Origin of the sequence: Catenuloplanes sp. NPDC051500 (genome assembly GCF_044454585.1) — a bacterium.
Classification (GTDB): domain Bacteria; phylum Actinomycetota; class Actinomycetes; order Mycobacteriales; family Micromonosporaceae; genus Catenuloplanes.
Map to the genome: position 1 here is coordinate 289,816 of NZ_JBITDX010000001.1, position 13,284 is coordinate 303,099.

11 protein-coding genes are annotated in these 13,284 nt (G+C 71.4%); 4 read left to right on the plus strand and 7 right to left on the minus strand.

The window, feature by feature from the left end; genetic code table 11:
• Positions 1 to 66 precede the first annotated feature (66 nt).
• A complete protein-coding gene (locus ACIA8K_RS01200; RefSeq protein ID WP_396053634.1) occupies positions 67 to 657 on the plus strand; it encodes a TetR/AcrR family transcriptional regulator in 591 nt (196 codons plus the stop codon).
• 60 nt (positions 658 to 717) lie between these two features.
• Positions 718 to 1,767 (plus strand): TetR/AcrR family transcriptional regulator, encoded by a 1,050-nt coding sequence (locus ACIA8K_RS01205; protein WP_396054458.1) that lies wholly within the window; start codon positions 718 to 720, stop codon positions 1,765 to 1,767.
• A 220-nt stretch (positions 1,768 to 1,987) separates the two neighbouring features.
• On the opposite strand, the gene ACIA8K_RS01210 is transcribed toward ACIA8K_RS01205, so the two are convergent.
• From ACIA8K_RS01210 to ACIA8K_RS01220, 3 genes are all read right to left on the minus strand, one after another.
• The gene (locus tag ACIA8K_RS01210) at positions 1,988 to 2,431 is read right to left on the minus strand and encodes a deaminase (RefSeq protein ID WP_396053636.1); all 444 of its coding nucleotides are present in this window, start codon (positions 2,429 to 2,431) and stop codon (positions 1,988 to 1,990) included.
• Positions 2,428 to 3,168 (minus strand): RibD family protein, encoded by a 741-nt coding sequence (locus tag ACIA8K_RS01215; RefSeq protein WP_396053638.1) that lies wholly within the window; start codon positions 3,166 to 3,168, stop codon positions 2,428 to 2,430. The genes ACIA8K_RS01210 and ACIA8K_RS01215 overlap by 4 nt, the downstream gene beginning before the upstream one ends.
• 88 nt (positions 3,169 to 3,256) lie before the next feature.
• Positions 3,257 to 5,608, minus strand: a complete 2,352-nt coding sequence (locus ACIA8K_RS01220; RefSeq protein ID WP_396053640.1) for a putative bifunctional diguanylate cyclase/phosphodiesterase — start codon at positions 5,606 to 5,608, stop codon at positions 3,257 to 3,259.
• A gap of 339 nt (positions 5,609 to 5,947) precedes the next feature.
• Here ACIA8K_RS01220 and ACIA8K_RS01225 point away from each other — a divergent pair, with 339 nt between their 5' ends.
• Positions 5,948 to 6,535: a TMEM165/GDT1 family protein gene (locus ACIA8K_RS01225; protein WP_396053641.1), complete on the plus strand. Its 588-nt coding sequence runs from the start codon at positions 5,948 to 5,950 to the stop codon at positions 6,533 to 6,535.
• 51 nt (positions 6,536 to 6,586) lie between these two features.
• Here ACIA8K_RS01225 and ACIA8K_RS01230 read toward each other — a convergent pair whose 3' ends face one another.
• The 4 genes from ACIA8K_RS01230 to ACIA8K_RS01245 form a co-directional block, all read right to left on the minus strand.
• A complete protein-coding gene (locus ACIA8K_RS01230; protein WP_396053643.1) occupies positions 6,587 to 7,639 on the minus strand; it encodes a glycosyltransferase in 1,053 nt (350 codons plus the stop codon).
• Between the two features lie 15 nt (positions 7,640 to 7,654).
• Positions 7,655 to 8,722 (minus strand): sporangiospore maturation cell wall hydrolase GsmA, encoded by a 1,068-nt coding sequence (gsmA, locus tag ACIA8K_RS01235; protein ID WP_396053645.1) that lies wholly within the window; start codon positions 8,720 to 8,722, stop codon positions 7,655 to 7,657.
• A 179-nt stretch (positions 8,723 to 8,901) separates the two neighbouring features.
• Positions 8,902 to 10,518, minus strand: a complete 1,617-nt coding sequence (locus ACIA8K_RS01240; RefSeq protein WP_396054460.1) for a CocE/NonD family hydrolase — start codon at positions 10,516 to 10,518, stop codon at positions 8,902 to 8,904.
• A 67-nt stretch (positions 10,519 to 10,585) separates the two neighbouring features.
• On the minus strand, positions 10,586 to 11,197 hold the full coding sequence (locus ACIA8K_RS01245; RefSeq protein ID WP_396053647.1) for a DedA family protein: 612 nt from the start codon (positions 11,195 to 11,197) through the stop codon (positions 10,586 to 10,588).
• Between the two features lie 108 nt (positions 11,198 to 11,305).
• Here ACIA8K_RS01245 and typA point away from each other — a divergent pair, with 108 nt between their 5' ends.
• Entirely contained in the window at positions 11,306 to 13,171 is a 1,866-nt protein-coding gene (typA, locus tag ACIA8K_RS01250; protein WP_396053649.1) for a translational GTPase TypA, read from the plus strand.
• Positions 13,172 to 13,284: the final 113 nt, after the last annotated feature.

A 13,284-nucleotide genomic window follows, 5' to 3' on the forward strand; every position in this document is an offset into this window, starting at 1 on the left:
GCAAGTTTGCCCATTGGGAAACGGATCACAGTCTGACCGGCCCGTCCGCTCGCTAGGATCTCGACCATGGATCCGCAGCCGTCCGGCCTCCGCGAACGCAAGAAGGCCGCGACGCGCCTCGCCCTGCACGAGGCCGCGCTGCGCCTGGTGCTCCGCGACGGGCTGGCAAACGTCACGGTCGAGGCGATCGCGGACGCGGCCGACGTCTCCCGGCGCACCTTCTCCAACTACTTCTCGGGCAAGGAGGAGGTGCTGCTCTACGGCGACCAGGCCCGCATGCGCGACTTCCTGGACACGATCCACGCCCGCCCGGCCGACGAGACACCGTGGATCGCGATGCGCGAGACCATGCGCTCGCTGCGCGGCACGTTCGGCGCCCACGGCCCCGGCGCCACCGCCCAGCTGCGCCTGCTGCGCACCCAACCGGCACTGATCTCCCGGCAGGGCGCGATCTTCGCGGAGCTGGAACGGGAGCTGACGCTCGAGTTCGCGGCCCGCGGCGCGACGCCCGCACTCCGCGCCCACCTGCTGGCCGGCACCTGCCTCACCGCGGTCCGGATCGCGACCGCGCAGTGGATCGAGGAAGACGGCGCCACGCCGCTGCCCGACCTGGTCGACGAGGCGCTACGAATCCTGCGCCCCGCGTTCGGCGAATAGGCGCTGCATCGAGGTGGGGGTGGAGCCGCAGACAGGCGCTAGGATCCCGCTGTGGCACGTATGACCCGGGCGGAGATGCAGGAACACAACCGCCGGAAGGTGATCGCGGCCGCGCGCGTCGAGTTCCTCGCCAGGGGCTTCCGGGACGCGAAGATCGACGACATCGCGGAACGGGCCGAGCTGACCCGGGGCGCGGTCTACTCCAACTTCACGAGCAAGCGCGCGCTCTATCTGACGGTGCTGCTGTCCGCGCTCGAAGCCCCGGCGCCGGGCGCCGCGCCACGGACCGTGGCGGACGCGCTGGCCGCGTTCGCCCGCGCCTGGACCGCCCGGCTCCCGCTTGTCGCGGACGCGATGCGCCTGGACGCCGAACTGCTGCCCGAGGTGCTGGTGTCGAAACCGCTGCACCTGCCGTTCGCGCAGCTCACCGGGCTGGCGGCGGTCACGCTCGGGCTGGTGCTGGAACAGATGGACGACAGCCGGGACCGCATGGTCCGCACCGCCGAGGCCGCGCTCACCACGCTGCACGGGGCGAGCCAGCTCGCGGCCGCGGCCCCGCACTTCGTCGACCCGTTCGCGGTCGTCGCGGCCGTCGGGCATCTGGCCCGCCTCGACCTCGGCGACGGCTGGCCACCGCCACACCTGCAGTTCATCCCGTCCGCGACGCCCTGTGACGACCCGTGGTCGCCGCCGGTGGGCGTGATCGACGCGCTGCGGGAGGCGCCGGCACCGCTGGAGTCGGACGGCCTCGTCGCGGTCCTCGGCCTGAACCGGCTGATCGCGGTCGAGGAGGCGCTCCGCGGGGTTTCCGCAGCGTCGGGGTCACCGGAGCAGGTCACGCTGGTGCTGGTGACCGCGGACCCCGGCGAGCTGGGCCCGCTCGCCCGCCTCTGCGTCGCGGACCTCGCCGCCTGCCTGCGCGCCACGGTTCCGCCGTCCGGGCTCCCGCACCTGCGCATCGTGCACGACGAGACCGGCGAGATCGCGGCGGCGGCAGCGGTGCACGCGCCTGCGGACGGCACCGAGGCCGCGCTCCGCATCGCCGGCGGCCGGGTCATCGCCCGCGCCACCGGCTACGGCGCCTGCCACGCGGCGGCGTCCTACCACTGATAGGGCAGGAACGTCCCGTCAAGCGTCACCACGACACGGCCCCCGGCCGGGTCCGGCTCGCTCCGCACGTTGATCGTGCTCTTCGTCAGCATGTGCGCTCCCTCCGTTGCCAAAAGACATCGATGATCATCGGTCACCGGAGCAATGCGCGTCTCGACCGTCTACGGCTTCCTAGGAGGCTGGGCTTATCGTCCTGGCGAAGGGGCAGTGGGCCGGCCGCTCAGTGCAGGGACAGCACGTGGGCGTTTATCCGGCGTACCTCGTCGGCCAGGTCTTCGAGGTGGGTGACCTGGACGCCGCAGGCGGTGAGGAGGGCGGCGCCGTCGCCCTCGACGAAGACCGGCGGCTCGCGGAGGGCGTAGACGACGCGCGGGATGCCGGCCTCGAGAATCAGTTCCGCACAGGTACGCGGATGCGAGGCGCGGCGGCTGCAGGGTTCCAGGGAGCTGTAGATGGTGGCGCCGGTGAGGTCGACGCCGCGGAGTTTGCGGAGCGCGGTCTCCTCGGCGTGGTCGTGCGGGCCGCTCTCGCGGGAGTAGCCGGTGGCCAGCTCGTGGCCGTCCGGCGCGACTATGACCGCGCCCACGGCGAAGGCGGTTTCGGAGACCGGGCAGAGACGGGAGAGTTCGACGGCGCGGGCCAGCCAGAGCAGGTCCGTCGTCACACCGGCACCTCGAAGCGATCGGTGAGGAGGTAGCGCAGCAGCACCACGTCGTCGATCTTGCGGACCTCGGCGACGGTCATCCGGCGGTCGGAGGGCCAGGAGAGCGCGCCACCGCCGGCGAAGCGGGGGGCCGCGGGGTCGCCGACCAGGAAGGGCGCGACCACCAGCTGCAGCTCGTCGACGAGGCCGGCGGTGAGAAACTCGGCGTGCACGGCGGCGCCGCCCTCGACCATCAGGCGGTGGATGCCGCGCGCGGACAGGTCGGCGAGCACCCACTCGAGCGCGACGTCGGGCCCGGCGTCGACGACTGTGGCCAGGCCGTCCAGGCTCGCCTCCAGGGCCGGGGTCGCGGTGGAGGAGGCGTAGACGAGCTTGCGGGAGTCGCCGGCGGTGAAGAAGTGGGCGGCCGGGTCGAGATTGCCGGAGCGGGTGAGCGTGACCTTGACCGGTGACGCGGGCTGGCTGCGGGCGAGCCGGTCGGCGGAGCGGGTGCGGGAACGCACCACAAGCCGGGGGTTGTCGCGGCGGACCGTGCTGGCGCCGACCAGGATCGCGTCGCAGGTGGCGCGGATCAGGTCGACGCGGTCGAGGTCCGCGTCGTTCGAGAGGATCAGGCGCTCGGCGGAGGCGTCGTCAATGTAGCCGTCGACGGACATCGCGCAGCTGAGCAGCGTGTACGGGCGCGGGCGCGGTGCTTCGGCGGCGCGGACCGGCTCGGTGGCAGGCTGCGACCTCATGGCACAACCCCCCGGCGCGCGACGAACCCGACACCGCAAGCGTAGTGGTCCGGCGGGTCCGGAAATGCGCTAACGCCCGTGACACACGTCAAAAACGCGCCTCGGCAAGCAACCGGTCCGCGGCGATCAGGCGGTCGACGGCGTCCGCGGTGATCGGCCGGGAGAAGTGGTAGCCCTGCCCGAGGTGGCAGCCGAGGCTGTGCACCAGGCGGGCCTGGTCCGCGGTCTCCACGCCCTCCACCACAGTGCCGAGCGCGAGACTGCGGGCCAGGTCGATGATCGCGCGGATCAGCGACACCTGCTGGGCACCCTCCGGGCCCTCGACCGGCACGAACGCCTTGTCAATCTTGATGCTGTCGATCGGCAGGTGCTGCAGGTACGCAAGCGACGAGTAACCGGTGCCGAAGTCGTCGACCGCGACCTTCACCCCGGTCCGGCGCAGCGCGGCGAGGTGGGTGAGCGCCTGCCCGCCGCCGTCCGCGACCAGCACGCTCTCGGTGATCTCCAGGGTGAGCGCGTGCGCGGGCAGTCCGGAGGCCTCCAGCGCCTCGCGCACCACCTGCTCGAAGTCGGGCTCGCGCAGCTGGCGCACGGAGACGTTGACTGACAGCCGCACGCCGTACCTGTGGTGCCAGGCGACCGCGTCCAGGCAGGCACGGCGCAGCACCCAGGCGCCGATCGGCACGATCAGCCCGCTGTCCTCGGCGACGGAGATGAACTGGTCCGGGCTGATCTGCTGGCCGTCGCTCGGCGTCCACCTGATCAGCGCCTCGACTGCCACCGTCTGCTCGTCGCGCAGGTCGACAAGCGGCTGGTAGTGCACGGCGAAGTCGGCGCGGTCGATCGCGGCGCGCAGCCCGTCGACTGTGCGCGTGCGGTGCAGCTGCTCGGCGCGCAGCCGTTCGTCGAAGCTGACCACCTGGTCCTTGCCGGCCGCCTTCGCCGCGTAGAGCGCCAGGTCGACGTCGCGAAGCATCTCGGACGTGTTCAGCCGGGGGTCGAGCGTGCGCAGGCCGAGGCTGGCGCTTGTGTGCAGCAGGTGGTCGCCGACCTCGACCGGCCGCCGGACCAGCGCGACCAGCTTCTCGCCGATCTTCACCGCGTCGAGTCCGTGGACGTCCTGCAGCAGCACCGCGAACTCGTCGCCACCCAGCCGGGCCAGCGTGTCGCCGGCCCGCAGCCCGGTCTGCAGCCGGTCCGCGACCACGGCGAGCAGCGCGTCCCCGGTCGGGTGCCCGAACCTGTCGTTGACGTCCTTGAACCCGTCCAGGTCCAGCATGATCAGCGTGGCCGGCCCGCCCGCGGTGAGTGCCGCCTCGACGCGCTGACGCAGCAGCAGCCGGTTCGGCAGGCCGGTAAGCGAGTCGTGCAGCGCCTGGTGGCTGAGCTGGTCCTGCAGCGACTCCTGCCGGGCGAGCGCGCGTTCCAGGGCCGCGCCACGCCGGTCCAGCGCGCGGGCCCGCGTCTCCGCGATCGTGGCGATCTGGGTCAGCCGGGTCACCAGCAGCACGAGCGTGACGGCTGTCGCGCCCATCGGCACCGCGACGTCCACCGTGCTGATCGAGCCGTCATGCAGTTCGGTGAGGAGCGAGACAGTGGTGGCGGCCGGCACGATGAGCACAAGCGCCAGGTAGCTGGCGAACGCCCAGTGCGGGTGGGTGCGCCGCACGTCCGTCAGCCGGCCGCCCGCGGACATCGCCGGGTGCAGCGCGGCCGTGCCGACAAGCACCGCGCCGGCCAGCCAGCACAGTGAGGCGGGGAGCAGGTTGAGCCGCCCGTCGCCGCCGTCCACCACGTGGATGAAGAACGTGGTGTCACCGACCGCGAGGCTCAGCCCGGCCAGCACGACGAGCGCGCTCCAGCCCGCGCGCCCACTGCCGATCAGCGCGAGCCGCACCGCGCCACAGATGATCAGAAGATCCATCAGGGGGTACGCCAGCGCGAAGCACCCGGCCGAGGTCAGCTCCGCGCCCCGGTTGTTGAGCACCGGGTCGACAAGCGCGGTCCAGTAGAGGACCGCGCCCGCGCAGGCGAAGATGCCCGTCTCGAGCGTCCCGGCCCGCCAGGCGCCCTTCCCGCCGCGTTCCGGAAGCGCCAGCAGGCCCGCGATGATCAGCGGATACATCAGGTAGTAGAACGCGTCCATCGGGCCGGGATAGCCGGCCCGGCCGCCGGACGAGGCGGCCACGATCCAGGAGACGTTCGCGATCAGCGGCACGGTCAGCCCGGCAAGGATGCACCACCAGGGCGTCATCCGGCGCGGCCGGTGCAGACGCATCCCGGTGCCGATCGCGGCGATCGCGGCGATCTCGGTGCCCAGGAACGCGAGCGGCCGGGTCGCCGGCAGGACCGCGCCGAGCATGACGAGCGCGGCACACCCGAGCACGAACCACAGCCACAGGTACGGCCGTGGCCGTGCGACCCGCTCTGCGATCGTCACGGCGGCCTCCGGGGAATTCGGTCTCTCCTGCTGTGACCATCGGCCGCCCAGCGGTCGACATATGCGATTTCCCTGATCGGCACGTGGCCATCGTCACCCTTGGTCACCACTGCGGGTGACAGCTATAGTCGTCCACGCGAAGGGGAGTAGCTCCCAATGTCGTGGTCGACATACTGACGCCCCGAGGCTCCCGACGGGTGTCCGGCCACGCGGCCTCGGTCTCACGACCGGGGCGGGCGAGACCTTCGACTCAGGCTGGCGCACATCAGTGCGCAGACAACAGCCGGGTCGAGGTCGCCCGCGCCCTTTGATCCGGCCTGACACACCGGAAAGGGCTTCATGGACGGCTTCCTTGTCGCGTTCCTCGTCAGCTTCGGCGTCATCTTCGTCGCGGAGCTCGGCGACAAGTCACAGCTGATGGCGATGACGTTCGCTCTGCGTTACCGCGCCTGGCCGGTACTTATCGGCATCACGATAGCGACCTCTGTGGTGCACTTGGCGTCCGTCGGCATCGGGTACGGCCTCGGCGCCGCGCTCCCCACCGGCTGGATCGCCCTGATCTCCGGCATCGCGTTCATCTTCTTCGGCGCGTGGACGCTGCGCGGCGACGTGCTCACCGACGACGAGAAGAAGAAGGCCGAGGCGTCTACCGGGTCCGCGATCATCGCGGTGGGCGTCGCGTTCTTCATCGCCGAACTCGGCGACAAGACGATGCTTGCCACGATCACGCTCGCCACCCAGTACGGCTGGTTCGGCACCTGGCTCGGCTCCACGGTCGGCATGGTGGCCGCGGACGCGCTGGCGATCCTGGTCGGGCGCCTGCTCGGCCGTCACCTCCCGGAGAAGGCCATCAAGATCGGCGCGGCCGTGCTCTTCGCGATCTTCGGCATCTGGATGATCGCAGAGGCGATCATCGAACTGTCCTGACCCCCGTGCCCGGGGCGTCCGCCGGCACCACCCGACCGACGCCCCGCTCACTCACAGGAAGCGGCTGTAGAACGCGGCCAGGTCGTCGCGCAGCCCGTCGACCGAGTACCTGTCCCGGATGTGGTGGGCGGCCAGGCGCCCCATCGCCCGTACCCCGCCGGGATCTGTCTCATAGGTCTCGAGCGCCTGCGCGGCGCGCTTGGCGAACGCGAGCACGTCGTCCTCCGGCACCGGCACGCTGAACATCTCGTCGAAGAACTCGCGGCCGCCCAGCCCGGTGAAACCGACAACGTAGGCGCCGCTTGCCATCGCCTCGGCCGGTGGCAGGCCGAAGCCCTCGCGCTCGCTGAAGCTCAGGAAGACCGGGCAGCCGCGCAGCAGCTCCGCGATGCCGGACTCCGGCACGCCGTCGATCGGGACCAGCTCCCAGCCGGTCAGCGCGCCGCGCGCCCGGAGCAGGTGCAGCACCTGCTCCGCGTCGGCCCGGCGGCGGCGCGGCAGGTAGGCGATGCGGCGCGCCGGGATCTCGTCGCGGTCGCCGGGGAAGAACACGTCCGTGTCCACCACCACGCGTGCCCGGCCGACCGGGACCTGCGGGAACGCGTACCTGAGGAACTCCTCGTTGTCCTCGGAGACGGCGAGCAGCGCCAGCACGTTCGCCACGCCGGCCAGCGGTGCGCCGGGAGGTGTCGCGTCGAACGGCTGCTGATCGAACGTCCGGTACGCGTTCTGGTTGAAGATCACTTTGCGCAGGCCGGCCGGGAGTCTGCCGAGCGCCGGCCCGTACCACTCGGCCACCACAAGCAGGTCCTCGGGCGTGAGCACGGCCTCGGCCGCGGACGTGACGCGCGTGTCGTTCGGGAACCAGTCGCAGCGGAATCCGCGCTCGTGATGCAGCACCGCGGCCGCGGTCCCGGACGCGTTGAGCAGGTCAACGTGCCGGTAGATCTGGCGCAGCCCGCCGGACGGCTTCGGGTTGTCAGGCGTCAGGTAGTAGATCACCGGCTGGCCGGACGGCGGCCCGGTCCTGATCGCCGGCGGCTGCCGCACCTTGACGTCCTGCGCCCGCTGCACCGCGTGTGCCACCCGACGTGCCGCGCCCATCACCATGAAGCCGCCTCAGATCTTGTCGAACCTGGTCAGATCGTAGTGGCGCATGATGTAGATCAGATTGTCCGCGTACGTCGGCGAGGTGGCGTATCCGGCCTTGTGGATGGCGCGGGCGAACCGCTCCGGCGCGTACCCGAGCGTGAACGCGGGCGCGTACCGCGGGTTGACGGTCAGGAACCGCCCGTGGTCGACCATCGAGCCGGACGCGTTCCGGTACGCCCGGAACGACGCGCGGGTCCGGAAGCAGTCCTTCTTGTTGCACTCGCTGGTCTCGTACGACCGGCAGCCGACCGCGGTCTCCCCAGGCGTGCCGAAGCACTTGATCCCGAAGTAGTTGTGGTCGCGCCGGGTCAGCCCGCTGCTCCCCCACCCCGACTCCAGGATCGCCTGCGCGATCGTCACTGACGCGGGCACGGCGAAGCGCCGCATGCCCTCCCTGGCCGGCTCCGCGACGCGGGCGATGAACGCCTCGGGCGTGCCCGCCGGCACTGTCGGCGGCGCCTGCCCGCACCAGGGCAGCGTGGGCGAGGACGGCCACATCACGTTCGCGTCCGCCACGTACCCGCCCTCGGCGAGCTTGTTCCAGGCCGCGCTCGACCGCTGGGTGCCGGCCACCGCCTCGCCCCAGTCCTGGCAGACCACGTGAAGCGTCTCGCCGTTCCTGATCTCGCGCAGCTCGCGGCCGCCGGTGTTGGAGACGGACCGCACGTTGAGCCCGGACGCGCCGCCGGGCCGGGCGAGCGGCACTGTCGCGGCGTCCGGCCCGCACCAGGGCACCTGCGGCCGGGACGGGTTCCAGCGCACGAACCCGTCCGAGACGTATCCGCCGCCGCCGAGCCGCAGCCAGTACGGCGTCTTCCGCACGGTGCCGTTGATCTGCTGGCCGAAGATCTGGCAACTCACCTGCAGCGCGGTGCCGTCGGCGAGCGAGCCGGTCCGCTTGGAGTCGTTCGCGCCGCCGGTGCGCACGTTGAGCGGCGCGCCCGGGCTGTGCACGGTGCTGCTGACTGTCGCGCCAAGCGCCTCGACCGGCACGCCGCCGAGCGCGGCAAGCGTCCCGGCGAGCGCCAGCGCCATCGGGCCGAGCCGGCGTATGCCTGCCGCGCGCCGAACCCGGCCCCTGGTGCGACGATGGTGCCCCGTGCCCGTTCTGAGGTGCCGTGCCGTAGAACCGCTGCGCATGCCGGTTCCCCCCTTCCGACATAGACGAATCCGCCACCGAGCGTAAGCGCCTGTTTCGGGTTATATGAGGGAAATTAGCTTTTTGTCTCGGCGACGGCCGCCGTCTCCACCGGCAGGAACAGCGCGGAACGGCGCACCCCGTCATGGAAGACCCGGCGGCGGGCGGACCGCAGTGTCACCGCGGCCCCGAGCGGCTCGCCGGTACCGGGATTCCGCGCCCAGCGCGGATGCGCACCGCCGCTGACCTGCACGCGAAGCCGGTGCCCGGCGCGGAACACGTGCCCGATCGGCCACAGCGGCACTGTCACCCGGCACACCCCGTCCGCCTCCTCCGGGAACCGCCCGGGCGCCACCCGCACCAGCCCGTCACACACGTTCCGTGAGACACCCGCCGGATCAACATCACAGAGCCGGACAAACACGTCACGGTACGGGAGGGAGCCGCTCTCCCAGATCTCCGCCCGAACCGGCCCGATCGCGGTCAGGTCGTGCTCAAGCGGCGCGCCGGTCCAGGTCAGCACGTCCGCCCGCGCCTCAAGCCCGGAGTTGTCGGCCGGCCCGGCACGGTGTGCGACAAGCACCGGCCCGCCCACGGACGGCGTCGGATCCGCCGGGTCGTAGGTGAACTCGTCCGGCGCGCTGTCCGGCGCCACCGCACCGCTCAGCCCACCGCCCGGCTGCAGGTGCCAGGCCGTGGGCGTGGACGCGGCCGGCCAGGCGTGCCGGCGTTCCGGGCGGCCGGTGAGCGTGATGTCGACCGCGGCCGCCGGTCCGTCGCCGGTCAGATGCCCGACCAGGAACGGGATCCCGGTGCGGAGCGTGGCCGCGAACAGGCCGGGGCTGCCGTGCGTCCACGGCCCGATCGTCAGGCTCGGCCGCGCGCCCGCCTCGCTCAGCACCTGGAAATCGTCAAGCTGGGCGGGCAGGAAGATGTCGTGCCAGCCGGCCACCATCGCCACCGGCGCGGTCACCTCGGCCAGCCGCCCGTCGAACACCCGGTCCCGCCAGTACGCCGCGCCCGCCGCGTGCTCGGCCAGCCACTGCTGGAAGAACGGCACCGTCCCGCCGGTCGCCACCAGGTCCGCCTCGGCCAGCGGCAGATGCGCGAACCCGGCCGTGAGCCGGGGCTGGCCACGCCGCAGCTCCACCTGCCGGGCCAGCCACGGCACGGTCTGCGCCTCAAGCAGCTCGGTCCAGGTGAGCACCGTGTCAAGCGAAAACGCCTCGCCCGCGTAGGTCAGGTCGCGCATCGCGGAGGTGGTCACCACCGCCACCACCGCGGCCAGGTCCGGCGCCGCGTCCGCCGCGATCGCCCAGTGCGCCGCGCCCTGGTAGCTGATGCCGAGCATGCCGAGCCGGCCCGTGTACCAGGGCTGGCGGCGCAGCCAGTCAAGCGTGTCCACGCCGTCGTCGCGCTCGTGGATCAGCGGCTCGAACCGCCCGTCCGACCCGAACGTTCCCCGGCACGACTGCACCACCACGTGCAGGCCCCGCGTCGCGCACAACCGGCCGATCAGTGCCGCTGCGGCGCCCCGGCCGTAGGGCGTGCGGATCAGCACGGCCGGGCCGTCCTGATCCGGCGCGTAGTGGTCGGTACGCAGGATCGCGCCGTCGCGGGCGCGTACCGACAGGCCTCTCCTGATCTTGATCTTGTGATCCGCCTTCGGCAGGCCGAGCGCGGCCGACAGCATTCGCTCCCCGATCACCCCGGGACTCCCTTCGTCACCGCCTCCGGATGTACCCCGGACGTGAGACCTGTCACCGCCGGGCCCGGGCCAGCCGGCGTCCGATCACGGTCAGCGCCACCACGGCCGCGATCAGCGCAAGCACCACGCCGGTCGCCTGCCCGAGCACCGCGGACATCCGCCGGTACGACTCGCCCGCCGCATATCCGGCCAGGATCGACGCCCCGGCCCAGCTCGCCACGCCCGCCAGGTTCCACGGCAGGAACCGCCGGTACCGCATGCCGCTGCTCCCGGCCAGCCGCGGCGCGAGCGTGCGCACGAACGCGAGCCAGCGCGCGAGCATCATGGCCGCGCCGCCATGCCGCACGATCAGCTCGTCCGCGCGGCGCCAGCGGTCCTCCCCGACCCGCCGGCCCAGGCCGCTCGCACGCAGTCTCGGCCCGTACTTCCGGCCGGCCCGGAACGCGAGCGAGTCACCGGCCGCGGCCGCCGTGATCATCGCCACCAGCGCGGCGCCCAGCTCCAGCCGTCCCTCGAACGCCAGAAAGCCGACGAGCAGCAGCGTGGCCTCGGCCGGCACGGTGAGCCCGATCAACGACCCGGTCTCCAGGACCAGCAGCGCGGCCGCGACCAGGTAGATCAACCCCGGTGGCAACGACGCCAGGCGGTCTACCAGGCCTTCCATGACGCTCCCCAGGTCATCGGAGAAGCATCCCAGTCCTCATCCGTCACTCCTTACCCGGTATCGACCCCCGATTAGACGGATTGATCGCAGGTTCGGGACACTAAAGGTATGCAGACCCGCTCCGACCTCCGTAACGTCGCGATCATTGCCCACGTTGACCACGGCAAGACCACGCTGGTCGACGCCATGCTCACACAGGGTGGCGCATTCTCCGCCCGGGCCGAGGCCGCCGACCGGGTCATGGACTCCATGGACCTGGAGCGCGAAAAGGGCATCACGATCCTGGCGAAGAACACCGCCGTGCGCTACGTGCCCCCGACCGGCGACCCCGTGACCATCAACATCATCGACACTCCCGGCCACGCCGACTTCGGCGGTGAGGTCGAGCGCGGCCTGACCATGGTCGACGGTGTCATCCTCCTCGTCGACGCGTCCGAGGGCCCGCTCCCGCAGACCCGCTTCGTGCTCCGCAAGGCGCTCAAGGCCCGCATGCCGATCATCCTGGTGATCAACAAGGTGGACCGCCCCGACGCCCGGATCAAGGAGGTCGTGGACGACACCTACGAGCTCTTCCTCGACCTCGACGCGGACGAGGAGCAGATCGACTTCCCGATCGTCTACGCCTGCGCCCGCGACGGCATCGCCTCGCTGACCCAGCCCGCCGACGGCCAGGTCCCGGAGGACAGCGACTCGCTGCTCCCCCTGTTCACCACGCTGCTGAACACCATCCCCGCCCCGTCCTACACCGAGGGCGCCCCGCTGCAGGCCCACGTGACGAACCTGGACGCCTCGCCGTTCCTCGGCCGTCTCGCGCTCTGCCGCGTGCACGAGGGCACCATCACCAAGGGCTCGACCGTCACCTGGTGCAAGACCGACGGCACCATGTCGAAGGTCCGCATCTCCGAGCTCCTGATGACCGAGGGCCTGCAGCGCAAGCCGGCCCTCTCGGCCGGCCCGGGCGACATCATCGCGGTCGCCGGCATCCCGGAGATCATGATCGGCGAGACGCTCGCCGACGGGGAGAACCCGATCGCCCTGCCGCTGATCACCGTCGACGAGCCGGCCATCTCGATGACCATCGGCACCAACACCTCGCCGATGGTCGGCCGGGTCAAGGGCGCCAAGGTCACCGCCCGCATGGTCAAGGACCGCCTCGAGGCCGAGCTGGTCGGTAACGTGTCGCTTCGCGTCCTCCCGACCGAGCGGCCGGACGCCTGGGAGGTCCAGGGTCGTGGCGAGCTGGCGCTGGCCATCCTGGTCGAGCAGATGCGCCGCGAGAACTACGAGCTGACCGTCGGCAAGCCGCAGGTCGTCACGAAGGAGATCGACGGCAAGACCTGCGAGCCGGTCGAGCGCCTCACCATCGACGCGCCTGACGAGTACCTCGGCGCGATCACCCAGCTGCTCGCCACCCGCAAGGGCCGGATGGAGCAGATGGTCAACCACGGCACCGGCTGGATCCGGATGGAGTGGCTGGTCCCGGCGCGCGGCCTGATCGGCTTCCGCACCGAGTTCCTCACAGACACCCGCGGCACCGGCATCCTGCACCACGTCTTCGAGAAGTACGAGCCGTGGTTCGGCGAGCTGCGCACCCGCAACAACGGCTCGCTTGTGGCGGACCGCTCCGGCCCGGTCACCGCGTTCGCCATGACGAACCTGCAGGAGCGCGGCAGCCTGTTCGTGGAGCCGACCACCGAGGTGTACGAGGGCATGATCGTCGGGGAGAACTCGCGCTCCGACGACATGGACGTCAACATCACCAAGGAGAAGAAGCTCACCAACATGCGGGCCTCGACCTCGGACGAGACCGAGAAGCTGATCCCGCCGCGCAAGCTCTCCCTGGAGCAGGCGCTTGAGTTCTGCCGCGAGGACGAGTGCGTCGAGGTGACGCCGGCTGCGGTGCGTATCCGTAAGGTGATCCTCAATCAGCAGGAGCGTGGGCGGGCTACGGCTCGTCGTAAGCACAACAACTGAGTTTGTTTTGCTTCGGTTTGCCGGTGGGCACGCTGGGGATTTCGGGGGCAGGTGCCTCACTTCGGCCGGTCAGGCTTGATCCCTACGTGAGGCACCTGCCCCCGAAATCCCGT

What these genes read in the sequence shown, in the direction of transcription:
- ACIA8K_RS01215 (WP_396053638.1), bottom strand. Translation starts at nt 3,168, where the DNA reads ATGAGGTCGCAGCCTGCCACCGAGCCGGTCCGCGCCGCCGAAGCACCG.
- ACIA8K_RS01205 (WP_396054458.1), top strand. Translation starts at nt 718, where the DNA reads ATGACCCGGGCGGAGATGCAGGAACACAACCGCCGGAAGGTGATCGCG.
- ACIA8K_RS01200 (WP_396053634.1), top strand. Translation starts at nt 67, where the DNA reads ATGGATCCGCAGCCGTCCGGCCTCCGCGAACGCAAGAAGGCCGCGACG.
- ACIA8K_RS01225 (WP_396053641.1), top strand. Translation starts at nt 5,948, where the DNA reads ATGGACGGCTTCCTTGTCGCGTTCCTCGTCAGCTTCGGCGTCATCTTC.
- ACIA8K_RS01240 (WP_396054460.1), bottom strand. Translation starts at nt 10,518, where the DNA reads ATGCTGTCGGCCGCGCTCGGCCTGCCGAAGGCGGATCACAAGATCAAG.
- ACIA8K_RS01245 (WP_396053647.1), bottom strand. Translation starts at nt 11,197, where the DNA reads ATGGAAGGCCTGGTAGACCGCCTGGCGTCGTTGCCACCGGGGTTGATC.
- ACIA8K_RS01230 (WP_396053643.1), bottom strand. Translation starts at nt 7,639, where the DNA reads ATGGGCGCGGCACGTCGGGTGGCACACGCGGTGCAGCGGGCGCAGGAC.
- typA (WP_396053649.1), top strand. Translation starts at nt 11,306, where the DNA reads ATGCAGACCCGCTCCGACCTCCGTAACGTCGCGATCATTGCCCACGTT.
- gsmA (WP_396053645.1), bottom strand. Translation starts at nt 8,722, where the DNA reads ATGGCGCTGGCGCTCGCCGGGACGCTTGCCGCGCTCGGCGGCGTGCCG.